Annotated in this window: 17 protein-coding genes, 1 pseudogene and 1 riboswitch; of the genes and pseudogenes, 11 read left to right on the forward strand and 7 right to left on the reverse strand. The window is 67.8% G+C overall.

Going from position 1 to position 23,386, the window contains the following annotated elements:
- Positions 1-589: 589 nt before the first annotated feature.
- Positions 590-2,005, forward strand: a complete 1,416-nt coding sequence (locus O0K41_RS16135; protein ID WP_049450933.1) for a DEAD/DEAH box helicase — start codon at positions 590-592, stop codon at positions 2,003-2,005.
- Positions 2,006-2,570: 565 nt separating this feature from the next.
- Here O0K41_RS16135 and O0K41_RS16140 read toward each other — a convergent pair.
- Both O0K41_RS16140 and O0K41_RS16145 read right to left on the reverse strand, forming a co-directional pair.
- Positions 2,571-5,165 (reverse strand): M14 family zinc carboxypeptidase, encoded by a 2,595-nt coding sequence (locus O0K41_RS16140; protein WP_164223058.1) that lies wholly within the window; start codon positions 5,163-5,165, stop codon positions 2,571-2,573.
- A 73-nt stretch (positions 5,166-5,238) separates the two neighbouring features.
- Entirely contained in the window at positions 5,239-7,878 is a 2,640-nt protein-coding gene (locus O0K41_RS16145) for a TonB-dependent receptor (RefSeq protein WP_024957081.1), read from the reverse strand.
- Positions 7,879-8,070: 192 nt separating this feature from the next.
- Here O0K41_RS16145 and queD point away from each other — a divergent pair, with 192 nt between their 5' ends.
- The gene (queD, locus tag O0K41_RS16150; protein ID WP_005407953.1) at positions 8,071-8,433 is read left to right on the forward strand and encodes a 6-carboxytetrahydropterin synthase QueD; all 363 of its coding nucleotides are present in this window, start codon (positions 8,071-8,073) and stop codon (positions 8,431-8,433) included.
- 117 nt (positions 8,434-8,550) lie between these two features.
- Entirely contained in the window at positions 8,551-8,898 is a 348-nt protein-coding gene (locus tag O0K41_RS16155) for a phasin family protein (protein WP_049450929.1), read from the forward strand.
- 439 nt (positions 8,899-9,337) lie between these two features.
- On the opposite strand, the gene asnB is transcribed toward O0K41_RS16155, so the two are convergent.
- Positions 9,338-11,239, reverse strand: a complete 1,902-nt coding sequence (gene asnB, locus O0K41_RS16160) for an asparagine synthase (glutamine-hydrolyzing) (protein WP_088436423.1) — start codon at positions 11,237-11,239, stop codon at positions 9,338-9,340.
- A 350-nt stretch (positions 11,240-11,589) separates the two neighbouring features.
- On the opposite strand from asnB, the gene O0K41_RS16165 reads away from it, so the two are divergent.
- Both O0K41_RS16165 and O0K41_RS16170 read left to right on the forward strand, forming a co-directional pair.
- A complete protein-coding gene (locus O0K41_RS16165) occupies positions 11,590-12,279 on the forward strand; it encodes a winged helix-turn-helix domain-containing protein (protein ID WP_005407950.1) in 690 nt (229 codons plus the stop codon).
- The gene (locus O0K41_RS16170; RefSeq protein ID WP_049432961.1) at positions 12,276-13,622 is read left to right on the forward strand and encodes an ATP-binding protein; all 1,347 of its coding nucleotides are present in this window, start codon (positions 12,276-12,278) and stop codon (positions 13,620-13,622) included. Before O0K41_RS16165 ends, O0K41_RS16170 begins: the two co-directional genes overlap by 4 nt.
- On the opposite strand, the gene O0K41_RS16175 is transcribed toward O0K41_RS16170, so the two are convergent.
- A complete protein-coding gene (locus tag O0K41_RS16175) occupies positions 13,619-15,088 on the reverse strand; it encodes a HAMP domain-containing sensor histidine kinase (RefSeq protein WP_088436422.1) in 1,470 nt (489 codons plus the stop codon). The genes O0K41_RS16170 and O0K41_RS16175 overlap by 4 nt on opposite strands.
- Complete coding sequence (locus O0K41_RS16180; protein WP_005407947.1) at positions 15,085-15,804, reverse strand: response regulator transcription factor; 720 nt, start codon at positions 15,802-15,804, stop codon at positions 15,085-15,087. The genes O0K41_RS16175 and O0K41_RS16180 overlap by 4 nt, the downstream gene beginning before the upstream one ends.
- 144 nt (positions 15,805-15,948) lie before the next feature.
- On the opposite strand from O0K41_RS16180, the gene msrB reads away from it, so the two are divergent.
- The 4 genes and pseudogenes from msrB to O0K41_RS16200 form a co-directional block, all read left to right on the forward strand.
- Complete coding sequence (gene msrB / locus O0K41_RS16185; protein ID WP_049448900.1) at positions 15,949-16,524, forward strand: peptide-methionine (R)-S-oxide reductase MsrB; 576 nt, start codon at positions 15,949-15,951, stop codon at positions 16,522-16,524.
- A gap of 2 nt (positions 16,525-16,526) precedes the next feature.
- Complete coding sequence (locus O0K41_RS16190) at positions 16,527-18,293, forward strand: cytochrome c biogenesis protein DipZ (protein WP_088436421.1); 1,767 nt, start codon at positions 16,527-16,529, stop codon at positions 18,291-18,293.
- Between the two features lie 14 nt (positions 18,294-18,307).
- A complete protein-coding gene (gene msrA / locus O0K41_RS16195; protein ID WP_005407944.1) occupies positions 18,308-19,045 on the forward strand; it encodes a peptide-methionine (S)-S-oxide reductase MsrA in 738 nt (245 codons plus the stop codon).
- Positions 19,046-19,300: 255 nt separating this feature from the next.
- A pseudogene (locus O0K41_RS16200) lies at positions 19,301-20,737 on the forward strand (PLP-dependent aminotransferase family protein); the annotation flags it as partial.
- A 14-nt stretch (positions 20,738-20,751) separates the two neighbouring features.
- On the opposite strand, the gene bioD reads toward O0K41_RS16200, so the two are convergent.
- Positions 20,752-21,435, reverse strand: coding sequence for a dethiobiotin synthase (bioD, locus tag O0K41_RS16205; protein ID WP_049448894.1), 684 nt, complete (start codon positions 21,433-21,435; stop codon positions 20,752-20,754).
- 68 nt (positions 21,436-21,503) lie between these two features.
- Here bioD and O0K41_RS16210 point away from each other — a divergent pair, with 68 nt between their 5' ends.
- Positions 21,504-21,986: a GAF domain-containing protein gene (locus tag O0K41_RS16210; protein ID WP_049448892.1), complete on the forward strand. Its 483-nt coding sequence runs from the start codon at positions 21,504-21,506 to the stop codon at positions 21,984-21,986.
- Positions 21,983-22,345: a TfoX/Sxy family protein gene (locus O0K41_RS16215; RefSeq protein ID WP_164223052.1), complete on the forward strand. Its 363-nt coding sequence runs from the start codon at positions 21,983-21,985 to the stop codon at positions 22,343-22,345. The genes O0K41_RS16210 and O0K41_RS16215 overlap by 4 nt, the downstream gene beginning before the upstream one ends.
- Before the next feature lie 91 nt (positions 22,346-22,436).
- On the opposite strand, the gene O0K41_RS16220 is transcribed toward O0K41_RS16215, so the two are convergent.
- On the reverse strand, positions 22,437-23,015 hold the full coding sequence (locus tag O0K41_RS16220; protein ID WP_164223049.1) for a histidine phosphatase family protein: 579 nt from the start codon (positions 23,013-23,015) through the stop codon (positions 22,437-22,439).
- A 143-nt stretch (positions 23,016-23,158) separates the two neighbouring features.
- A riboswitch (cobalamin riboswitch) is annotated at positions 23,159-23,382 on the forward strand.
- Positions 23,383-23,386 lie beyond the last annotated feature (4 nt).

Consider the following 23,386-nt stretch of genomic DNA (forward strand, 5'->3'; position numbering starts at 1 on the left):
GCCCACCCACACCGCCCCACCCCCGACAGGTTCCCAATGACTGATCGAACATCCACATCATTCATCGTCGAGATCCGTCAGACACCGAAATTGATCGAATGAGATTCGACAGATCGCGGAAAACTGTCGAAGGCGGGGTGGGTCCGGTGACAGGGGCGTGAGCCGCATGGATGCGGCGACCGAGCTTACATGGACGTACTTGCAGCGCCCCCTGCCACCGGACCCACCCCGCCTCCCACAGGAACCCGGCCTTTGACGTTGCTTCAGCCTCTGCGGGTGCAGGGCGCAGCCCTGCAGAGAGAACCCCTACCTGAACAGGTCTTTTTGCGTGAAGTCTCAAACATCGTTTAGACTTGCACGGTCTGCAGCGGCCGTCCGTTTCCCTCCGGGATCGCCGGCGACCAGGGTCCGCCCTCTTCGCCCGCCCCCACTCCGACGCCGTTCGTCACGCATTCCAGCCTGCGCTTCGTGCCGGCTGCACCCAATTCTCGCAGCGCGGTTCACGGGAACGCTCCGAGTCAGCCGATCAGTTTGATCTGCCCCCGTCTGTCCGTTCGGACAGGCGTTTCTTGTACTTGGAGCAAACTCAATGTCTTTTGAATCGCTGGGCCTGGCGCCCTTCCTGCTGCGTGCGCTTGCCGAGCAGGGCTACGAAAACCCGACCCCGATCCAGCAGCAGGCGATCCCGCTGGCACTGGCCGGTCGTGACCTGCTGGCCGGCGCACAGACCGGCACCGGCAAGACCGCCGCCTTCGGCCTGCCGCTGCTGCAGCACCTGGGCACCGCCTCGCAGGAAGTGCGCAGCGGCCCGCGCAAGCCGCGCGCGCTGATCCTGGCCCCGACCCGCGAACTGGCCACCCAGGTGCACGACAGCCTGCGCGGCTACAGCAAGTACCTGCGCATTCCCAGCGCCTGTATCTACGGCGGCGTCGGCATGGGCAACCAGCTGGACATCCTGCGCCGTGGCGTGGACCTGCTGGTGGCCTGCCCGGGCCGCCTGATCGACCACCTGGAGCGCCGCAGCATCGACCTGTCCGGCATTGAACTGCTGGTGCTGGACGAAGCCGACCGCATGCTCGACATGGGCTTCCTGCCGTCGATCAAGCGCATCCTGGCCAAGCTGCCGAAGCAGAACCGGCAGACCCTGCTGTTCTCGGCCACCTTCGAGGACAACATCCGCCAGCTGGCGCTGGAGTTCATGCGCAACCCGGAACAGATCCAGGTGACGCCGAAGAACACCGTGGCCGAAACCATCACCCACCGCGTGCACCCGGTCGATGCCGGTCGCAAGCGCGACCTGCTGCTGCACCTGCTGGCGCAGGACAGCCGCGAGCAGACCCTGGTGTTCGCCCGCACCAAGCACGGCAGCGACAAGCTGGCCTCGTTCCTGGAAAAGTCGGGCATCAAGACCGCGGCGATCCACGGCAACAAGAGCCAGGGGCAGCGCCTGCGTGCACTGGGTGACTTCAAGGCCGGCCGCGTGACCGTGCTGGTGGCGACCGATATCGCTGCGCGCGGCATCGACATCAACGAGCTGCCGAAGGTGATCAACTTCGACCTGCCGATGGTGGCCGAGGACTACGTGCACCGCATCGGCCGTACCGGCCGCAACGGCGCGACCGGCCAGGCGATTTCGCTGGTGGCACAGGATGAAGTGAAGCTGCTGCGTGCCATCGTGCGCCTGCTGGGCCGCGACATGGACATCCGCGATGTACCGGGCTTCGAGCTGCAGGTGCCGATCCGCTGGGGCAACAGTGCACCGGGCAAGGCCGAGCACGATACTGGCGAGCGCGCACCGCGCAAGAGCCATGCGCGCCGTCCGCACGGTGATACGCCGCGCCACGCGCACGCAGGCCCGAAGAAGGCCGGCGGTGGCCGCCGCGAAGGCGGTGGCAATGGCCAGCAGCGTGCAGGTGCCGGCCAGGGCCAGCGCCGTGGTGGTGGCGGCAATGGTGGCGGCCGCGGTCGTGGCCAGGGTGGCAACGGCGGCGGTCGCGCCGGCTGATCCCAGCTGACATGGAGGGTGCTTCCCGCTGCGCGGGGGCTATCGAGGGACGGCGCTGACGCGCCGTCCTTTTTTGTTGCGGGCTACCGGGTGATAAAGCACGCGGTGGCAGTACCGAGGGCGAATGGGCATGGGGGCAGCGCAGAACACGCTGTAAATACGTCCATGTAAGCTCGATGGCGCCATCCATGGCGCCAACGGTTCTGCGCTGCCCCCATGCCCATCCGCTTCAAGCATTGCCTGCGCCTTCTTCTCCCGCCGGGTAGCCGGGAGAAGAAAGATCAAATTCAAATTCAAATTCAAATTCAAATTCAAAGGCAAAGGCAAAAGCCGAAGTCGCAATTCCCGGCTTTGCTTTTGCTTTTGCTTTTGTATTTGCCCTTGCTCCCGCCTTGGGGTCTGATGCGTCCGCGCCCGCAGGAAACTGTCATGGGAGGCAGGGGGCCTCAGCCAGGACCGTTGGCGCCAAGGATGGCGCCATCGAGCCCCCATGGATGGGTTTACGGCGTGTCCTGGCTGAGGCCCCCTGCCTCCCAAGCACAACAGAAACTCGGCGCCAAACACCTCAACCCCGCGCTTTCGCCGGATTCACCAGATTCCCGAAGAAGATCGCGTTGATCAGCAGTCGGTCCGTTCCGTGCCAGTACTTGCGGTGTGCCGGGTCATCGGCAAACAGCACCACGTTGCCCTGCCCCTGCGCCGACACCAGCAGCCACGCACTACCCGCCACCCGCGTGCGGTTGCGCTCGGACAAGTAACCGTTCACCCGCGGCGGCGTGTCGATGCGCACCACCGTGGAAAACGGGTTCGCGCTCGGCTGCAGCGTCACCGTGTTCTCCTTGTTGATCGCCAGCTGCCGGCGCGGCACGCCGAATGCCAGCGGATGGCTGGTATCCACGTCGGCACTGAGAATGTTGCCGCTGACCCGCTCGATCGCAGCGATGTCGCGCTGGTCGCCAAACGCGCGGCGGCTTGCATCAGCAGCGTCTTCTTCCTTGCCGAGCTTTTCGCCGTCGGCCAGCTTCTGCTCGATCGCCCACTTCGAGGCACTGCCGTAGGTCACCAGTGAACCTCCGGCCTGCACCCAGCGCTTCAGTGCAGCCACCGTCGTGGCATCGACGCCCGTGTAGGTGCCACCGGACAGCACGATCGTGGTGTAGCGGTCCAGCGGTACCTTGCCCAGCTGCTGCGGATCCAGCTTGCTGGCTGGCAACTGCAGCTGCTGGTCGAGCAGGAACCACGCCGATCCGATTTCGGTGGCGGCCACGCCCTCGCCCATCACCAGTGCCACCGCAGGCTTGCGCAGCGCCTTGACGCCGTCACTGCCGAGGTCGATGCCTTCGCGGCTCCGGCCGCTGGACAGCGCGTGGACCTGTACGCCCGCCTCGCGTGCGGCCGATGTCACTGTCTCGAGCAGCGCCGCGCCCTGCAGCGATTGCCCGGCAACCGGAATGACCAGGCTGCCGGCGGCGAAGCTGATGTCGCCCTGCGCGGTCGCGGTGGTGAACGGCTGGAATGCCGCGCGTGCATTCACGCCCTTGCCCTGCAGCGCGGCCAGCGCGCGCCCGGCGTTGTAGTCGCGCCAGTCGATGGCGTAGGCGAATCCGGCCTCGCCGCCCAGTACCGCGCCCTGCTCCACCGGCAGCGCGGCCACGCGTGCGCCGCCTTCGATACGGCTGCGGCTGCCCGCAAAGGCCACGCCGTAGGCCGGTGCGATTGCATAGCTGGTGCTGCCGTAGAACACATCACCCTTGATCGGCGGCGTCTCGGCAAAGATCGAATGCACCAGGCGGAACTGCGCCTGCTGCACTGGTACCACGTAGGCGCTGCCGGCATCGAAGCGCTGCCCATCGACAATGACGGCACGATCCAGCGCGCGCACCTCGATCCGGTGCAGCAGCAGCAGTTCCAGCAGGCGACGGGTCAGGGCCGGGTCATGCGCGTCGCCGAACACGAAGCTTTTCACAGGCTGCTGCGCAGCCTGCTTCAGCGCGCTCTGGAAGAACTGCTTCTGCAGGTCGAACAGGCCGCTGCGCTCGCTCACCGCGCCACGCACCGTGCCCAGCCCGGTGGCGACCTGGTTGCGGATGGTGAAGGGGAAGGTCAGCAGGCCATTCACCGATTCCTGCACGCGGCCGCGCGAGCTGGCCTGCTCGACGGTAACGCCGACAGCGCCATGGAAGTCCGGATAGGTGGAACCGTACACCGGCGAGAAGTTGTCGAAATTCTCGCCGGTGTAGTACAGCGACCCCAGCGCATCCAGCGCCTGCGCGTGGTACTTGGCGAGGGTCTTGTTGAATTCATACGACGCCGCCGGAATCAGCGGGCTGTGCATGCTCTTCGGCGAGGGCTCGAAGTAGTAGGTGCTGTCCTTGCCCATTTCGTGGAAGTCGATCTGCACGTTCGGGTACCACTGGTGGAACACCTCCACCTTCGGCCGTGAGTCCTGCTGGGTGAGGGCCAGCCAGTCGCGGTTGAGATCGGTGAAGTAGTGGTTGGTACGACCCTGCGGGAACGGCTCGACGTGTTCCTTGTCGGCGGGGTCGGCAGAAGCTGGGTCGGACGCCCAGGCGTTGTGCCAGTTGGCAGCACGGTCACGACCATCCGGATTCTGCGCCGGATCGAACAGCACCACCGCCTGCTGCAGCCATTGCTGGGTTTCTGCGCTGCGGTTGGCCACCAGGTAGTACGCCGTCAGCATCGCTGCCTCGGCACTGGAGGTCTCGTTGCCGTGGACGCTGTAGCCCAGCCACACCACCACCGGGCTGTCACCGGCGGCGCTGCGCGGCTGCGCCGGATCGGCCAGGGTCGCGTGCTGCTGGCGGATCTGTTCCAGCCGCGCATGATTGCCTGCAGCGGTGACGGTGGCGATCAACAGCGGGCGGCCTTCATAGCTGCGGCCGATCTCGCGCACGCTGATCTTGTCCGAGCGTTTCGCCAGTTCCTGGAAGTACGCCACCAGCTGGTCGTGCCGGGTGTAACGGCTGCCGATCGGGTAGCCGAGGAACTGCTCCGGCGTCGGCACCGCTGCATCAAACGCCGCTGCGTCGGTGACCTGCGGAAAGAAGTACGCGCTCTGTGCCTGCGCCGGCTGCGGCGAGGACAGTGCGGTGGCGGTGGCAAGCAGCAACGGAAGAACGGCACGGCGATGCAAGGACACGGTGACTCCCTGGAACACAACGGCAGACGATCGCGCGGCCGGTCCCCTCAGGTGACCGGCCGCGGCGGATGGATCAGAAGCGGTAATCGAAGCCCAGCGTGAAGTAGCGGCCACGCAGGTCGTACTGGCTGAAGTCGTACGGCGCGCGGATGCCCGGGAACGAGGCGTCATACGGCGGCGTCTTGTCGGCCAGGTTCTGCACCTTGGCATACACGGTCAGCTTGTCGATGCCGGTGTAGGCCAGGTACAGGTCGTACTGGCTGTAGCTGCCGACGCGCTGCTGCACGGCTTTGGCGGCGGTGCTGGCCTCCTGGCGGTAGCTGCTGGTGTAGTACCAGGTCACGGCTGCGTTGAAATCACCGTACTTCCAGTCCAGCGTGGTGGTGGCCTTGTCCTTGGGCAGGGTCGCGCCCAGGTTGCTGCCGGCGTAGTCGACCAGCGGCCCACCGACCACGGTCGGGCGACGGTAGTCGCGCACGTGGGTGTACGCCGAGGACACGGTGAAGTCACCCAGTGCCGCGGTCGGGATGCGCTGGCGCAGCTCGACATCGATGCCCGAGGTCTTCAGCTCGCTCAGGTTCTGGTAGCGGTTGTAGACCGCCTGCAGCTTGCCACGCTCATCGCGCTGCACGGCGCCGGCCACGTTGTCGTTGACCAGGGTCTGGGTGTTGTTGGTGCCGACCAGGTTGTCCAGCTGGATGCGGTAGTAGTCCACGCTCAGGTTGGTGTTGGCCCACGGCGACAGCACCACACCGAAGTTGACGCTCCTGGTGCGCTCCGGCTTCAGTTCGTTGTTGCCGACGGTGAAGAAGGTGGGGTTCTGGCGCGAGCCCGGCACGTCCGGATCACGCGGGTCGACCACGCTGCCGTAGGCGATGCTGGTGCTGTTGGAGTTTTCCGACAGCGACGGTGCACGGAAGCCCTTTGACGCCGACGCACGCACCAGCAGGACATCCAGCGGCTGCCAGCGCAGGCCGATCTTCGGCGAGAACGCATCGCCGAAATCATCGTAGTGATCAGCGCGCGCGGCGGCGGACAGCTCCAGCGTCGAGGCCAGCGGCACGTTCACTTCGGCGTAGGCCGCGCTGACCTGGCGCTTGCCGTGCACTTCAGCAATGGCCGGGCGCACCTGCAGGCCGGCATCGATCTGCCACGGGTTGTTGGAGTCGAGCTTTTCGCGGCGCCACTCGGCACCCGCAGCGAAGCCGATCTCGCCGGCCCAGGTATGGCCCAGGCTGCCGGAAATCTTCGCATCGATGCCCTGCAGCTTGGATTCGGCCGGACGCAGCGTGGCGATGTTGATCGAATCACGCACCGACTGCGGCGTGGCTGCCGGGTTGAGCAGGTTGTAGCTGCCCGTGGCCAGCGCATCGGCCAGCGCCCAGCGGTTGGCGAAGCCACCGGACACGCTCTCGCGCTCGCTGCTGCGTGCACCGAACGCGGCCACTTCCCAGTCCCACGACGCGGTGGTGCCACGCAGGCCGAACACGCCGCGGTAGGCGGTGGAACGGTTGGTCTTGATCGTGCCGCCCAGGTCGAAGAAGGTGTACTCGATCGGGATCGCGCGGCCGTACGGGTTGTACGGATTGTTGGCCGGCAGCAGCGACGACACCGGCTCGGCCAGTCCGCTGTTCGCGTTCAGTGCGAAGCGGCCGCTCTCCAGGGTGAAGAACGGGCTGCTGCCGAACCACGCAGCACTCTTGATCTGGCTGTACAGCACTTCGCCGAACGCTTCGACGTTGTCGTTCAGGCGGAAGGTACCGTTGGCGTAGGCCTGGTAGCGCTTGGTCGAGGGGATCAGCGTGGTGAACGGTGCCTGGTTGAAGCCGCAGGTGTCGCCGGCCAGGCCGTCGATCGGTGCGCTGGCCACGCGGGTGGTGCCGGTCGGGCAGTTACCGTTGGCATCGAGCATCGGCACCGAGACGCCGTTGACCAGGTATCGCGCGCCCTTGGCCGACCAGCCGTTCCAGCGGCCACCCGGCTTGTCGGTGTAGATGCCGCTCCTGGTCAGGTTGCGTTCGTCCTGGTCCAGGCGCTCGCGGTTGTACCCCTGCAGGCTGAAGAGGATGTTGTAGCCATCGGTGTCGAGATCACCCAGGCCGCCGACGAACTTCAGGTTCTGCTCGTGCAGGCCGCCCTGGTCGGCACCGCCGAAGCTGCCGCCGATCTCGGCGCCTTCGAAGTTCTGCCGGGTGATGATGTTGACCACACCGGCCACGGCGTCGGAGCCGTACACCGCCGAGGCGCCGTCCTTGAGCACCTCAATGCGCTCGACCGCGACCAGCGGCAGCGCATTGAGATCGACGAAGGTGTCGGACAGGCCACCGGCCGGGAAGCCGTAGTTGGCCAGGCGACGGCCGTTGAGCAGCACCAGCGTGTTTTTCTGCGACAGGCCACGCAGGCCGATGCCGGCCGAGCCGGACGCCCAACCATTGTTGGTGGTTTCGTTGCTGGCGTTGCCGGTGTTGGCCGAGATCGAACGCAGCACATCGGCCACGGTGGCCTTGCCGGTCTGTTCCAACTGTTGGCGGCCGATCACCTGCACCGGGTTGGAGGCCTCGGTATCGGTGCGCTTGATGTTGGAACCGGTGACGCGCACGGCGGCCAGGGTACTGGCTTCGCCACTGGCATCGGCGGAGGTTTCGGCGGCGGCGGACAAAGGCGCGGCCAGAGCGACGGCCAGGGCCGCCACGAGCAGGGTGTGCTTGGGCATGACGATGTGGGGGAGGTGGAAAGGGCGACGTAGTTCCGCAGTAGTCCATGCCTGGCCGGGGTCCGGCCAATAACATCTCTTCATACGGATATAAGAGAAACTATCATCTCTTCATCCGGATGGAAAGAGTTACTTCACGAAAGCCCAACATCCGCTCAGGATGGCCGGCCACCTGCGGCGTACAATCGCGCCATGGAAATCTTCAAAGTCTTCATGCTCGAGGCGGCGCACCGCCTCCCCAACGTGCCGCCGGGGCACAAGTGCGCGCGCCTGCATGGCCACTCGTTCCGGGTGGAACTGAAGGTCGAGGGCGAGCCGGGGGCGCAGACCGGCTGGATCATGGACTTCGGCGACGTGAAGGCGGCCTTCCAGCCGATCTACGACCGCCTGGACCATCACTACCTCAATGACATCCCCGGCCTGGAGAACCCGACCAGCGAGAACCTGGCGGTGTGGATCTGGAACGAACTCAAGCCCAGCCTGCCGGCGCTGAGCGAGATCACCGTGCACGAAACCTGCACCTCCGGCTGCCGCTACCGCGGCCCGACGGCCTGATCAACCCATTGATCTGAAAGGTGTTTCAAAGGCGCCTTGGGCGCCTTTGTTATTTTTGTTGCATTGCCGCATCAACGGCGTATGCTGCAATGCATCAAGCCACTCCCTGATGCCCCCATGGCCGCCGCCTTCAGCGATCGCTTCAGTGATGCCACCCGCCAGCTCGCCGCCGCGGCAACGCGCGCGAACCGGTTGGCGTTGGAGAACGCGGAAAGCATGTTCGGCGTGCAGCTGAAGGCGATGGAGCGCAACCTGACCGCGACCGGCGGCTGGTTGGGTGAACTGGCCCGTAGTGACGACACGGCCGGGATGCTCAACAAGGGCGCACTGCTGTGGCAGGACAACCTGCAGCGGCTGGGCCAGGCCCATCAGGACGTGGTCGGTCTCGGCCTGCAGGCCGGCAAGGCCTGGTCCGAACTGGTGCAGGGCTACAACGAATCAACGGCGGACGCGAACAACCACTGACGCGACGCAACGCTCATTGCGTGGGTCCCTCCCCCCACGCAATCCGGACCCGGCAGATCCCTCCCTCTGCCGGGTCTTTTTTTGCCTCGCGTTTGGCTACCGAAGTGCGTCTTCGCCCGACGTCTCTGCGAGCTGAAGGGCCCCGTCGGGGCAGGCAGGGGTTTGGGCAAATGTCCCCCGGCGCCGGCCGTTGGCCGTCACCTCCTCCTTTACTTTGCCCAAACCCCTGCCCGCCCCGACGAGGCTCGGCTTGCGGCAGGAAAGGAAAAGCGCAGCGCTCGCGGCGCCTTTCAACGAGGCGTCGACGAACTCCGAACGCAGGGCGTAGGCCCTTGCGTACGAAGTAAAGGGGGAGGTGACGGCCAACGGCCGGCGCCGGAGGACATTCGTACGCAAGGGCCTACGCCCTGCGCCACGCAGAACAAACCGCGAAGGAATCTCAACGCCCGCGATTGACGTGCCAGTGCTGGTGCCACGCCTGGAACATCAGCACGTTCCACAGGTGCGTGTGCCACTTGCGTTCGCCACGCAGGAACGCTTCCCAGATGCCGCGCACGCGTGCCGCATCGAAGCAGCCCTGGTTGCGCAGCAGCTGCGGGTCCAGCAGTGCCTCCGCCCAATCGCGCAGCGGGCCCGCCAACCAGCGCGCCATCGGCGGTCCGAAGCCGCGCTTGGGGCGATACACCAGCGGCTCCGGCAGATAGCGTGCCAGCAGATGCTTGAGGATCCGCTTGTGCTCCCCATCGTGGTACTTCAGGTGCTGCGGCAGGCGCCAGGCCAACCGCACCACCTCCATGTCCAGCAGCGGCGCGCGCGTCTCCACGCCCGCCGCCATGCCCGCACGATCGACCTTGGCGAGAATGCCTTCGGCCAGGTCCATGCGGAAATCCAGCAGCTGGATGCGGGCCTCGGCCGGCAGCGCCGTGTCCTGCTGCTGGAAGATCGTCATCGGCTCGCGTGCACCCAGCACCACCTGCGCCGGCTGCCGCCAGCGCGTCACGCGCTGCAGGTAGTGACCTTCCACGTCGTTGGCGGCGACTTCCGCCACCAGTGCGCGCCAGCCGCCCAGGCGGCCGCGCTCGACATTCATGCGGTTGCCGCTGCGCCGCGCCAGATCACGCACCCAGTCCGGCAGGCCACCGCACAGGCGCGCATTGCGCAGCGCGCGGCCATAGCTGGGGTGGCCGAAGAACAGTTCATCGCCACCGTCGCCGGTGAGGGCCACCGGCTTGCGCGCGCCCAGCAGTTCACTGGCCAGCAGGGTCGGCAGCTGCGAGGCATCGGCGAACGGTTCGCACCAGACCTGCGGCAGCCGCTGCAGCAGATCCAGGCCTTGTCGCGCGTCCATCCGGTGCAGGTGGTGTTGCACGCCCAGATGCCGCGCGACCTGCGAGGCCCAATCGCTCTCGTCATGGCCGGGATCGTCGAAGCCAACCGTCCACGCTTCGATCGGAAGCGTCGACTGTGCCTGCATCATCGCCGTCACCAGCGAGGAATCGGTGCCGCCGGACAGGAACGCGCCGCAGGCCAGCGGCGAATGCATGCGTGCGGCGATGGCCTTCTGCAGCACAGCTTCCAGCTGGTCGGTCGCCTGCTCGAGGCTCGGCGCCGGCTGCAGCGGTTCCTGCAGTGCGCTCTGCATCGCATCGCGTGCGCACCAGTAGCGTGAACCACCCTGTGCGGCCTGGCTGGAGCCGCCAGCCGCATGGTCATTCAGATCGATGCGCAGCATCGCGCCTGCCACCAGCTTGTGGATGCCGCGGTAGATGGTGTGCGGTGCCGGCACGTAGTCATGGCGCAGCAGCAGGCTCAGCGCATCCTGGTCGATGCTCGGGGCGAAACCGGCAAAGGCCTGGAGTGCCTTCATTTCCGAGGCGAACAGGAACCGGCCCTGGTACCAGCCGTAGTACAGCGGCCGCTCGCCAACCGGGTCGCGGGCCAGCCACAGTTCGCGCGACTCGCGGTCCCATACGCTGAAACCGAACGCGCCCTCGATGCGGGAAAGCGCCCGTTCCACGCCCCATTCGATGATCGCCTGCAGCAGCAGCCGCGCATCGCTGCAGCTGCGTGGCAGATCGCGCAGCTGCGACTGCAGGTCGGCCCGGTTGTACAACCGGCCATCCAGGCACAGCACGTAACGGCCACAGTCCGAACTCAGGGGCTGCAACGGCGTATCGGTTGGCGCCCGGCAGTGGCCCAGCGCCAGGCCGGCCTCGGCGTCGGTCCAGTAGCCGATGCGCCCCCGGCCGCGCTGCTGAAGGGCGCGCAGCATTGGCGCCAGCTGCTGCAGCAGGTGTTCGTCCTCGGCGGGCGGCAGCCAGGCCCCGACCACGCCGCTCATCGGGCACCTCCGCAGCGGCAGCGGCGGGACGGGTTCAGCAGGCAGGCGGCGGCGGGCGACATGGGAGCGACACGCGGAGCGGAGGAGACTCCATGCTCGGCCCGCCCTCGGCCCTGCGTCAGTCGCTTTGCTGTCAGCGATGGTCACCGTGCGTATCACGAAGGTAACGTTTTGTAACAGCATCAGGCTATGCTGGACGCCAAGTTGTTGCCAGGCCTGAGGCCCGGCCCGTGCGCCAGCAACCCCGGCTGAATGGCGCCCGCCCCCGGGACCCGGGCGGCCCGAAGGCTGGGATAGCATCGCCGCGCTCGTGCCGTGGCGGTACGTGTGCGTCCACGGAGGCCTTGAAAATGCTGGATATCGTACTGGTCGAAGACGATGCCCGCCTGGGTACGATGGTCAGCGACTATCTGCAGCGGCATGGCTACCAGGTGGCCCACGAGCGCAGCGGTGAGCGTGCGGTGGCCCGGATCCTGGCCGACAAGCCCGCCCTGGTCCTGCTCGATGTCGGCCTGCCCGACCAGGATGGTTTCGAAGTGTGTCGGCAGATCCGCCCCCACTATGACGGCATCATCTGCGTGCTGACCGCCCGCACCGACAACATCGACCAGGTGCTGGGACTGGAACTGGGCGCCGATGATTACATCGGCAAGCCGATCGAACCACGGGTGCTGCTGGCCCGCCTGCGCGCCCACCTGCGCCGCCACCGCCGGGTCGAACCACGCGACGGCAGCCTCCGCTTCGGCGAGCTGAGCATCGACCCGTCCACCCGCAATGTGCACCTGCAGGGCGCGCTGCTGGAGCTCACCACTGCCGAGTTCGACCTGCTGTTCCTGCTGGCCAGCAATGCCGGCCAGATCCTGGACCGCGATGCGCTGCTGCGCGGCCTGCGCGGGATCGCCTTCGACGGCCTGGACCGTTCGATCGATGCCCGCATCTCACGCCTGCGCCGCAAGCTGGGCGACAACCCGGAGCAGCCGGAACGGATCAAGACCGTGCGGGGCCGCGGCTACCTGTTCAGCCGCTCGGCATGGGGATGAAGCGCACGCCCTCGGCGATGCGCGGCCACGCCTTCCACTTCCTGCGCTACGGCATCGGCTTCCTGGTTGCCCATCTGTTGCTGATCGTGCTGGGACTATGGGCCTGGGATGCGCTGCTGGAAGACCGCACCGAAGCCGGACTGCAGGCCGAAATGCGTGGCACCCATGCCCTGCTGCAGCACCGCTTCGCCGAAACCCCGCGCGAGCAGTGGCCGACGCTGGCGCGCGAACTGGACGCCGACTTCGCCTATGCCCTGCGCATGGTGCCGTTGGCAGAGGCGATGAAGGCGCTGCCGGCCAGCCAGCGCCCCCCCTTCAGCAACGGCCGGGTGCAGATCGACCTGGAGCACATGCGCAGCCTGCAGCGGATCGGCGACAGCGACTACGCGGTGATGCTTGGGCCGTTGGACGAAGCGCTGCCTGACGAGGGCTGGCAGGACAGCGAAGTGTCAGGCGTGGCGATCCTGCTGCTGATCCTGATGGTGGCCGTGGCGCTGCCGATGTACGTGATGGTCTACCGCCTGTGGCGCGACGTCTCGCAGCTGGCACAGGCCGCCCGGCAGATGCGCGACGGACAGCTGGACACGCGCGCCCCGCGCGCCGGCACAGCGCTGGTGCGGCCGCTGGCCAATGCCTTCAATCACATGGCCGAGCAGCTGCAGCAGCTGCTGGAAAGCCAGCGCGTGCTGGCGCAGGCAGTGGCGCACGAAGTCCGCACGCCGCTGGCGCGGATGCGTTTCGGCCTGGCCGACCTGGAGGACACCGCGCTGGACGAGATCCAGCGCGATGCCTTGGGCGGCCTGCGCACTGATGTCGATCGGCTGCAGCACCTCACCGATGCCGGCGTCGAGTACGCCGCACTGGGCCGCTGCCATCAGCTGACCCGCCAGCGCCTGCAGCTGGCGGCACTGGTACGTGGCGTGGTGGCCCAGTTCGCACCGCTGCCGATGCCGGTACAGCAGGTGCTGTCGCCAGCGGGCCTGGTCAACGTCAACCGGCACATGCTGGAACTGGCATTGCGCAACCTGCTCGGCAATGCCCTGCGCTATGCGCGGCGGCAGATCCGTATCGCCAGCACGGTCAACGACGGCTGGCTGTGCCTGCAGGTGGAGGACGATGGCCCCGGCATCGCACCCGAACTGCGCGGCCAGGTGCTGCAACCCTATGTGCGGCTGGATCCGGGTAGCCCCGGTTTCGGCCTCGGACTGGCGCTGGTGCAGGTGGTGGCCGACAAGCATGGCGGCCAGGTCGAAGTAACCGATTCGGAGCTGGGTGGTGCCTGCATCCGACTGCACCTGCCGCTGGAAAGTGGCGCTGCCGTGGAGTGCGATGCGGCCTGCTAGGCCGCTGGTTCCGCACGCGGCAACGCAAACGCGAACAACGCGCCGCGCTCGCTGTCACGCAGTTCGATGCGACGGCCGTGCAACTGCACGATGCGCTGCACGATCAGCAGGCCCAACCCGCCGTTCTCTCCACGTCGCGCGCCCAGCGCGGCCGGTGCCTGGAACAGCTGCGTGCGCAGTGCAGGGGCAACACCAGGTCCATCATCGGCCACGCTCACCTCCACGCTGTCCGGCGTCGCACGCAGGCGCACATCGATCCGCCCGCCGTCGGGCGCATGCCGCAGCGCGTTGTCGAGCAGGTTGGTCAGCACCCGCTCGACCAGGCCCAGATCGGCGCGCACCAGCGGCAGGCCGGGCGGGAAGTCCGCGTGCAGGTACTGGTTGCGAGCCTGCGCCGCCAGCTCGAATTTCTGCAGCACGTCCTGCAGCAGCTCCGGCAATGCGAACACCTCCCACTCCAGGCGCACTTCGCCATGTTCCAGCCGCGCCAGCTCGAACAGCGCACGCGCAAGCCGGCCAACCTTGGCGCTCTGCGCCAGCGCGATACCGAGGTAGCGGCGGCGCTCGTCCGGCGACAGCGTGGCGTCCTTCAGCGCCAGCGTTTCCAGATAGCCGTGCAGCGACGACAACGGCGTGCGCAGGTCGTGCGAGATGTTGGCGACCAGCTCGCGGCGCTGCAGGTCCTGCTGGCGCAGCTGCTGCCACTGCTCGCCGAGCCGCTGCGCCATCTGCGCGTGTGCGTGTTCGAGGATCACCAGCTCGTCGCGCTCACCGGGACGCAGCGGCTCCGGCGGCGGCAATGGCGTGGGTGCGTCGATGTCGAAGGCCTGGATGCGCCGGGTCAGCCGCCGCAGCGGGCGCGTCACCCAGTAGAAGGCCACCAGCCCGGCCAGCAGGCCCAGGCTGCCGACCAGCATCACCGACCACAGCGTGGTGTTCCACTGGCTGCCGGCGGCAAGGTCGTCGGACAGCATCTGACGGTGTTCGCCGACCAGCACCACGTACACATAACCGGCCTGGCGACCCTGCACGATCAGCGGCGCGGCACTGAACACCTTGCGGCCGTCCGTGCTGCGCGGGTCATCGCCCAGGATCGGCAACGGCGCACCGGCCAGCAGCCGGCGCAGCGGTGCCACGTCCACCCGGTTGCGCACCAGATGGCCTGTCGGCGCATCGTGGCCGAGGATGCGGCCCTGGTCGTCCAGCAGGTAGACCTCGACGCTGGGGTTGACCGCCATCAGCTGGCCGAACAGCGCGCGCACGGCGGCATCACGCATGCCGCTGGTGTCCATCAGTTCGCTGCGCTGGGCAATGTGCTCGGCCAGGCCCAGCGACAACCGCTGCACCACTTCCTGCTCGTGGCGGGTGTTGGCGCGCATCTGCAGCGCCAGCAACGCCATGCAGCACATCAGCATCAGCGCAGCGATCACCGCCGCCAGCTTCTGCCACAGGTTCGGCTTGATCATGCCGCCGCCCCGGCCGGATCGACCAGCTTGTAGCCGCGGCCCCACACCGTCAGCAGCCGCCGCGGGTTGGCCGGGTCCGGCTCGATCTTGCTGCGCAGTCGGTTGATGTGGGTGTTGACCGTGTGCTCGTAACCGTCGTGCTGGTAGCCCCAGACCTGGTTGAGCAGCTCCATGCGCGCGAACACCTGGTCCGGATGACGGGCGAAGAACAGCAGCAGGTCGAACTCGCGCGGGGTCAGCTCCAGCGCATTGCCATCCACCGACGCGGTGCGCGCGACCGGGTCCAGCTGCAGACCACCCAGCTCGATCGCGCCGGCATCGATGCGCGCGCTCTGCGCCATCGCCTCGGCCCGGCGCAGCAGCGCACGCACGCGGGCCACCAGTTCCGGCATCGAGAAGGGCTTGGCCAGGTAATCATCCGCCCCCAGTTCCAGGCCGACGATGCGCTGCGTTTCGCTGCCACGCGCACTGATGATGATGATCGGCACATAGCGCGCCATCGCGCGTGCACGCTGGCACACCTGCAGGCCGTCCACGCCGGGCAGCATCACGTCCAGCACCAGCGCATCCCATGGCCCTTCCTGCTCGAGCAGGCGCAGGCCGGCATCGCCGCTGGCGGCATGGGCGACGTCGTAGCCCTCATCGCCCAGATGCATGCGCAGCAGGTCGGCGATGTGGGCATCGTCTTCAACGATCAGCACGCGTTTGGTGGACATCGGCAGCTCGGGGCCAGTGGGGAGGCTGGCTGCATTGTGGCGCGGGATGGACGCCGATACCTCACGAAAAATTGAATCCTGCGTGAGGATTCGTTGACCCGGGCGGGCGCAGCATGGCCCCGTCGCCCCTTCCCGGAGTCCGCCATGTCCCTTACCCGACGCCATCTGCTGGGCCTGGGCGGTGTTGCCACCGCCGCCGGCCTGCTCGGCCTGGGGGCCTGCAGCCGTGCCGCCCCGGCCGCCGCTGAAGCGCGCCCGTCGCGACAGTTCGAGGTCATGCGCAGCGATGCCGACTGGCGCCAGCGCCTGACCCCGGCGCAGTACGCAGTGCTGCGCCAGCAGGCGACCGAGCGCCCGTACAGCAGCCCGCTCAACAAGGAACACCGGCAGGGCACGTTTGCCTGCGCCGGCTGTGCGCTGCCGCTGTTCTCCTCCTCCACCAAGTTCGAGAGCGGCACCGGCTGGCCCAGCTTCTGGGCGCCGCTGCACAACGCCATCAGCGAAGACCGCGACGTCACCTTCGGCATGCTGCGGGTGGAGGTGCACTGCCGTCGCTGCGGTGGCCACCTCGGCCATGTGTTCAACGACGGGCCTCGCCCAACCGGACTTCGCTACTGCATGAACGGCGCGGCGATGGTGTTCGTTCCCGGTGCCGCTGAGGGCGGTACCGCCGATGGCTGGCGGGTGCCGGTCGGTTCTTCCCCTGCTTCCGGAGCCTGACGATGCTGCTGTTGCTGCTTGCCTACCTGGGGGGCGCGCTGACCCTGCTCAGTCCCTGCATCCTGCCGGTGCTGCCGTTCGTGTTCGCCCGTGCCGACCGCCCCTTCCTGCGCAGCACGCTGCCGCTGCTGCTGGGCATGGCACTCACCTTCACCGTGGTCGCCAGCCTGGCTGCGGTGGGCAGCCAATGGGTGGCACAGGCCAACCAGGTCGGACGCTGGATCGCCCTGCTGCTGATGGCGCTGTTCGCACTGGCATTGCTCTGGCCACGACTGGCCGACCATCTGCTGGCGCCGTTCCAGCGCGTGGGTGCCCGCTTGAGCGCGCGTGCCGATGCGGCCGACGCAGCGGGGCGTGGCGGTGCGTGGACCTCGCTGCTGATCGGCATCGCCACCGGCCTGCTGTGGGCACCCTGCGCCGGGCCGATCCTCGGCCTGGTGCTGACCGGTGCCGCGCTGCACGGGGCCAGCGCCGGCACCAGCACGCTGCTGCTGGCCTACGCGCTGGGCGCAATTACCGCACTGGCGCTGGCGGTATGGGTAGGTGGCCGCGTGTTCCGCGCGCTGCAGGCGCGGCTCGGCCTCGGCGATGTGCTGCGTAAGGTACTGGGCGTGGCCGCACTGCTGGCGGTGGTGGCGATCGGGCTGGGCTGGGATACCGGCCTGCTGACCCGCCTGTCTACGGTCAGCACCGCGCGCATCGAGCAGGGCCTGCTGGATGCCGTTCCCGGTGCGCAGCCGGCAGCACCGTCGATGATGATGGCGGGCCCCGATGCGAATGCCAATGCACCGCTGCCAGTGGAAGGCACCCTGCCCGCGCTGGATGGTGCCACCGGCTGGCTCAACAGCCCGCCGCTGACGGCCCAGCAGCTGCGCGGCAAGGTGGTGCTGGTCGATTTCTGGACGTACTCGTGCATCAACTGCCTGCGCGCGATGCCGTTCGTGCACGAATGGGAGCGCCGTTATCGCGACCACGGCCTGGTGGTGATCGGCGTGCACACCCCGGAGTTCGCCTTCGAGCGTGACCCGCGCAACGTCATGAAGGCGGTGCAGCAGCTGAAGGTCGAGTACCCGGTGGCGCTGGACAACCAGTACACGATCTGGCGCGCGTTCAACAACCGCTACTGGCCGGCGCAGTACTTCGTCGATGCGCAGGGCAACATCCGCGGCCACCAGTTCGGCGAGGGCAACTATGCGCGTTCGGAACAGGTGATCCGCCGCTTGCTGACCGAGGCCGGCCAGACGAACCTGCCACCGCCGGCCGATCCGGCCGCCGCCGATCTGAAGGGCGTGGCTGCGCAGGCCGACATGGGCAATCTGCGCTCGCCGGAAACCTATCTGGGCCACGCCCGTGCCGAGCAGTTCGCCTCGCCCGGTGGGCAGCGCAGCGACGCCGCGTTCGACTACACGTTGCCGGCCACCCTGGCGTTGAACCAGTGGGGCCTGTCCGGACGCTGGACCGTTACCGACGAGGCTGCGCAGCTGCAGCAGGCCGGTGGCCGCATCGCCTTCCAGTTCCATGCGCGCGACCTGCACCTGGTGCTGGCACCGGGCCAGGAAGGAAAGCCGGTGCGCTTCCGCGTCCTGCTGGATGGCAAGCCATTGCCCGCCACCGATGCCGGCACTGATGTCGGCGTCGATGGCAGCGGCGTGGTCGACGAGCACCGCCTCTACCAGCTGGTGCGCCAACGCGGCACGGTCAGCCCGCACCGCTTCGAGATCGAATTCCTCGATGCGGGCGTGCAGGCCTATGCCTTCACCTTCGGTTGAACCGGGAGGACACGATGAAATTCTCCTTTGAACAGGGCATTGCCGCTGGCGTTGCCGGACTGGTGGCCACGGCACTCATCGCCGGCGTGCTGCTCGTTGACCATGGCGCCATCGCGGCACCGGTCGAAGCCAGCGCGCAGACCCAGGCACTCCCTGTACCCACGGGCGACGCTGCGTTCCGCGATGACGCCACCCACGCCAGCGTGGTGTTTGCCGGCGGTTGCTTCTGGGGCGTGCAGGGCGTGTTCCAGCATGTCAAAGGCGTGAGTAATGCGGTGTCCGGCTACATCGGTGGCAGCGCTGCCAATGCCCGCTATGAGCGGGTCAGCAGCGGTCAGACCGGTCATGCCGAAGCGGTGAAGGTCGACTACGACCCACGCCAGGTCAGCTATGGGCAGTTGATGCAGGTGTTCTTCTCGGTGGTGCACGACCCGACCCAACTCAACCGCCAGGGGCCCGACCACGGCAGCCAGTACCGGTCGGCGATCTTCACTGATGATGCCCGCCAGCAGGCAGCCAGCCGCGCCTACATCGCCCAGCTCGGCCAGGCCGGCAGCTACCGCGCACCGATCGTCACCCAGCTGGTCAGCGGCCAGCGCTTCTACCCGGCCGAGAGCTACCACCAGAACTACATGACCAACTACCCGCAGGCCGCCTACATCCGCTACTACGACGCGCCGAAGCTGGCCGCGCTGGGCAGGCAGTTCCCGGCGTTGTACCGGCGCGATGCGGTGCTGGTGCCGATGCGCTGACGGCATTTCCGTGGGGCCGGCTGGCGCTCGGTGACGCTCCTGCCAATGCGGTAACGCCCCGGGTAGTGCCGGCCGCTGGCCGGCTCCTGCGGTTCCAGGGATTGCCGGCCAGCGGCCGGCACTACCAAAAAAAGACGCACGGCCATCCAGCCGTGCGCTTGGAAAGTACCGGCCGTGCCCCGATCAGGCCCGGCCGACAACGACATGCTAGGCTCGCCGCCATCATGGGTACAGCACCAGGCGGTGGGAAATTCGATGGATACAGATGATCAGAGCGCGATGATCCCCCCCCGCTACCAACGGCTGTCCGACGAACTGGCCGAGGCCATCCATGGCGGCCGGCTTCCGGTAGGCAGCCGCCTGCCCTCGCTGCGGCAGATGGCCCTGCAGCGCCGGCTCAGCCTGAACACGGTGATCGCCGCCTACCGCCAGCTGGAAGACGCCGGTCTGGTCATTCCGCGGCCCAAGGCCGGCTTCGAGGTCGCGCCGCGGCTGTCGGTGCCGGAACGTTCGCTGCGCGACACACCTTCTGCGCCCACCGCGCCGCTGCAGCAGGTACTGATGGCCCGCGTGCTGGAAGCACAGCGCCGCCCCGGCGTGATCGACCTAGCCTTTGCCGGCCCGCGCGGTCGCCAGTTCTACCCCGGCGCGCAGCTGGCCAAGCACACGGCGCAGGTACTGCGCCATGGCCAGCAGACCGTGGAGACCTATGCACGCCCCAACGGCTCGCCACGGCTGCTGGCGCAGATCGTGCGCCGCGGCCCGCGCATGGGCCTGCATACCCACAGCGAACGCCTGCTGCTGACCCACGGTGCGATGGAAGGGCTGCAGCTGGCGCTACGCGCGGTCACCCAGCCCGGTGATGCGGTCGGCATCGAGGCGCCGTCCTACTTCAACCTCTACCCGTTGCTGGCCAACCTCGGCCTGCAGGCCATCGAACTGCCCACCCATCCGCAGTTCGGCCTGGATGTGGATGCGCTGGACGCGCTGCTGGAGCACACGCCGCTGGCCGCACTGGTGGTGATGCCGACCGTGCACAACCCGCTCGGCTGCACCATGCCGACCGCCGCCAAGCAACGCCTGGCCGAACTGGTCAACGCACGCCAGCTGCCGCTGATCGAAGATGCGGTGTATGCCGAGCTGCAGTTCTGCGAACCGCCGGCGCCGTTGCTGAAAGCCTTCGATCGCGATGGCTGGGTGATGGTGGTCGGCGGCTTTTCCAAGACGCTGGCGCCGGATTACCGCATCGGCTGGCTCGATGGCGGCCGCTTCGCCGAGCGCATCGCGCTGCTGAAATTCCAGTCCACCGGCGGCGAGCCGCAGCTGCTGGGCGACGCGGTGGCGGCCTATCTGGAAGCGGGCAGCTACGAGCACCACCTGCATCGCATGCGCCGGCTGTACCGCGAGCAGGTCGGACGGCTGCGCCAGCTGGTGGCCGAACACTTCCCGGCCGGCACCCGCGCCACCGAACCGCAGGGTGGCTTCCTGCTGTGGCTGGAACTGCCGGGCGTGGACACGCGCGAGCTGTTCGAGCGTGCACTGCAGGAGGACATCGTGTTCATGCCCGGCCAGGTGTATTCACGCGGCGCGCGGTATCGCCATTGCCTGCGGCTGTCGTGCTGCCAGACGCTGGATGCACGCTTCATCGGCGCGGTGGAGCGGCTGGGCGCGATCGCGCGGGAGCTGGCGGCCGGCACTACCCCAGGTCAATCGAGCAGATGCGTGCTCAGGATCTGGCCATCCGCGCCCGGAAGGTGTGGCAGCCGGCCCCAGCACGGCATCGGCAGGCGCTGCTGCAGCGTTGCGATGTTCTCATCCTGGCGCTGCATCGCCGGGTCGATGTGGTTGCCGATCCAGCCCAGGCACTCCACGCCGCTGGCCTGCAGCGACTGCGCGGTCAGTCGCGCGTGGTTGACGCAGCCCAGCCGCATGCCCACCACCAGCAACACCGGCAACCGCAATGCGCGCACCAGGTCGAGCTGGTCGAGCGTGGCCGAGACTGGTGCCAGCCAACCGCCAACCCCCTCGACCACCACGACATCGGCCTGCGTGCGCAGCCGCTCGAACGCTGCCATGATTGGCGCCAGCTCCACCTGCACGCCGTCCTCGGCAGCGGCCAGCTCCGGTGCCAGCGGCTGGCGCAACGCATATGGGTTCAGATCGGCATAGTCCGGTACCGGCCAGCTGGCCGCCTGCAGCGCCAATGCGTCTTCGTTGCGCAGGCCCTGGCCCAGGTCTCCGCTGCCGCTGGCCACCGGCTTCATGCCCACCGCACGCAGGCCGCGCCGGCGCAGTGCGTGCAGCAGCGCGGTGCTGGCCGCGGTCTTGCCGATCTCGGTATCGGTGCCGGTGACGAACAGGGCGGGCGGCAGCGTGGCGGGCAACGGCATCGACGGGCTCCAACAGGGCAACAGTGTGTGCATTATCGCTGGCCCGGCACGCTTGCTAGACTGCTGGCATGTTCGCCAATGCCTCGCTCACCGGCAGCAAGCCGGAACAATACGCCCAGCTGCTGGAACAGGCCCGTGGCCTGGTCTACGCCGAGTCCGACCGCATCGCCAACGCGGCCAACCTCTCGGCCCTGGTCTACCACGCCCTGCCCGACCTGAACTGGGTGGGCTTCTACCTGTACGACGGCAAGGAACTGGTGGTCGGCCCGTTCCAGGGCCTGCCGGCCTGCGTGCGCATCCCGTTGGACAAGGGCGTGTGCGGTGCTGCCGCCAGCCAGCGCGTGACCCAGCGCGTAGAGGACGTCGACGCCTTCCCCGGCCACATCGCCTGCGATTCGGCCTCGCGCTCGGAACTGGTGGTGCCGCTGCTGCGCGGCGATGAACTGATCGGCGTGTTCGACTTCGACAGCCCGAAGGTGGGCCGCTTCGATGCCGACGATCAGGCTGGCCTGGAAGCCATCGCCCGCGTGTTCGTCGAGGCGCTGGGATGAGCGCACCGAAGCTGCGCAACATCGGCCCGAAAAGTGCGGCGTGGCTGCGCCAGGTCGGCCTGCGCAGCCGCGACGACCTGGTCGCGATCGGAGCCGTCGGCGCCTTCGTCAAGGTCAAGCGCGCCGGCTTCAAGCCCAGCCTGAACCTGCTGTACTCGCTGGAAGGCGCGTTGCTGGACTGCCATTGGCAGGAGCTGAGCGAGCCACAGCGTGAAGCACTGGTGCAGGATTACGAAGCACGCATCGCTGCGCATCCGCTGAAGGCAGCCGGCCCGGCTCCGGGCCCGGTGCATGAGCAGCGCTTCGATGCCGACGATGACGCTGAGGACAGCGTGCCCGAGGGCGCGGACGAGGATTGAGGCCTCCGCGTTCCTGGGGATGCCGGCCAGCGGCCGGCACTACCAGTGTGATGCGGGATCGGTAGCGCCGGGCCATGCCCGGCGAGTGCGCTCAGGGCTGCTGCAGCTCCAGCAGCTCACCCACCAGCCCGATCTCGCCGCGCTCCAGCCACACCCGCAGGCGCGTGCCGTGGTCGATACGCAGCGCCCAGCACAGCGACATGGGCAGGCCGCAGACCTGCGACAGCACCATGCGCAACGGGCCGCCATGGCTGACCACCAGCGTCGGCACCGGATCGTCATCATCGAGCAGGCGATCCAGCGCGCGCGCGATGCGCCGCTCGAAGTGGCCCCAGCTCTCGCCATTGGGCGGCGGGAACGCGTGCGGGTCGGCATGGAAGGCCGCCAGTGCATCCTCCGGCAGGTCGAACAGCGACCGCCCGTCCCAATCGCCGAAGTCCAGTTCTTCCCATTCCTCGTCCGCTTCCACGTCCAGTCCGCGCGGGGTGGCCAGGGCCATTGCCGTGTGCAGCGAACGCAGCCGCGGCGAACTGATCACCCGCTCCCAGCGTTGCCCGGCATAGGCCTCGACCAGTTCCTGCGGCAGGCGGGCCAGCTGCGGTGGATCGCTGCGGCCATCGAGGAACTCATCGCGACCGTTGCCGGAATGGCGGACCAGGTCGAGGATCATGCGCGCGTCCCGGACGGGCGACGCAGGTACAGCGGAAAACGGGCGGACATCGGCAACGGCACCACGGGATCGAGCAACCATTCTAAAGGCACAGCAAAGGCAGTCGCGCAGGCGCGACGCAACGGGACGGCCTGCGATGCCGTAGACTGCGCCCACTTCCAGGTGACCTGCGGCCATGGCCGGCAGGTTGAAACGGGAAGCCGGTGACGCGTGATTCCACGCCAGGCCGGCGCTGCCCCCGCAACGGTAAGCACGTCAGTTCCAGGCAACACCGCCACTGTGCCGCAGGCATGGGAAGGCGCCTGGACGGTGGCCTCGCGCCACCCGGCGGCAAGCCCGGAGACCGGCCCGGAAGCCTCAGGTCGCGATGC

Source organism: Stenotrophomonas sp. Sm2128 (genome assembly GCF_030985535.1).
GTDB classification, from domain to species: domain Bacteria; phylum Pseudomonadota; class Gammaproteobacteria; order Xanthomonadales; family Xanthomonadaceae; genus Stenotrophomonas; species Stenotrophomonas maltophilia.

Coding starts and splice junctions, on each gene's coding strand:
- O0K41_RS16135 (WP_049450933.1), top strand. CDS start 590: ATGTCTTTTGAATCGCTGGGCCTGGCGCCCTTCCTGCTGCGTGCGCTT.
- O0K41_RS16145 (WP_024957081.1), bottom strand. CDS start 7,878: ATGCCCAAGCACACCCTGCTCGTGGCGGCCCTGGCCGTCGCTCTGGCC.
- queD (WP_005407953.1), top strand. CDS start 8,071: ATGGAAATCTTCAAAGTCTTCATGCTCGAGGCGGCGCACCGCCTCCCC.
- O0K41_RS16155 (WP_049450929.1), top strand. CDS start 8,551: ATGGCCGCCGCCTTCAGCGATCGCTTCAGTGATGCCACCCGCCAGCTC.
- asnB (WP_088436423.1), bottom strand. CDS start 11,239: ATGAGCGGCGTGGTCGGGGCCTGGCTGCCGCCCGCCGAGGACGAACAC.
- O0K41_RS16165 (WP_005407950.1), top strand. CDS start 11,590: ATGCTGGATATCGTACTGGTCGAAGACGATGCCCGCCTGGGTACGATG.
- O0K41_RS16170 (WP_049432961.1), top strand. CDS start 12,276: ATGAAGCGCACGCCCTCGGCGATGCGCGGCCACGCCTTCCACTTCCTG.
- O0K41_RS16175 (WP_088436422.1), bottom strand. CDS start 15,088: ATGATCAAGCCGAACCTGTGGCAGAAGCTGGCGGCGGTGATCGCTGCG.
- O0K41_RS16180 (WP_005407947.1), bottom strand. CDS start 15,804: ATGTCCACCAAACGCGTGCTGATCGTTGAAGACGATGCCCACATCGCC.
- msrB (WP_049448900.1), top strand. CDS start 15,949: ATGTCCCTTACCCGACGCCATCTGCTGGGCCTGGGCGGTGTTGCCACC.
- O0K41_RS16190 (WP_088436421.1), top strand. CDS start 16,527: ATGCTGCTGTTGCTGCTTGCCTACCTGGGGGGCGCGCTGACCCTGCTC.
- msrA (WP_005407944.1), top strand. CDS start 18,308: ATGAAATTCTCCTTTGAACAGGGCATTGCCGCTGGCGTTGCCGGACTG.
- bioD (WP_049448894.1), bottom strand. CDS start 21,435: ATGCCGTTGCCCGCCACGCTGCCGCCCGCCCTGTTCGTCACCGGCACC.
- O0K41_RS16210 (WP_049448892.1), top strand. CDS start 21,504: ATGTTCGCCAATGCCTCGCTCACCGGCAGCAAGCCGGAACAATACGCC.
- O0K41_RS16215 (WP_164223052.1), top strand. CDS start 21,983: ATGAGCGCACCGAAGCTGCGCAACATCGGCCCGAAAAGTGCGGCGTGG.
- O0K41_RS16220 (WP_164223049.1), bottom strand. CDS start 23,015: ATGATCCTCGACCTGGTCCGCCATTCCGGCAACGGTCGCGATGAGTTC.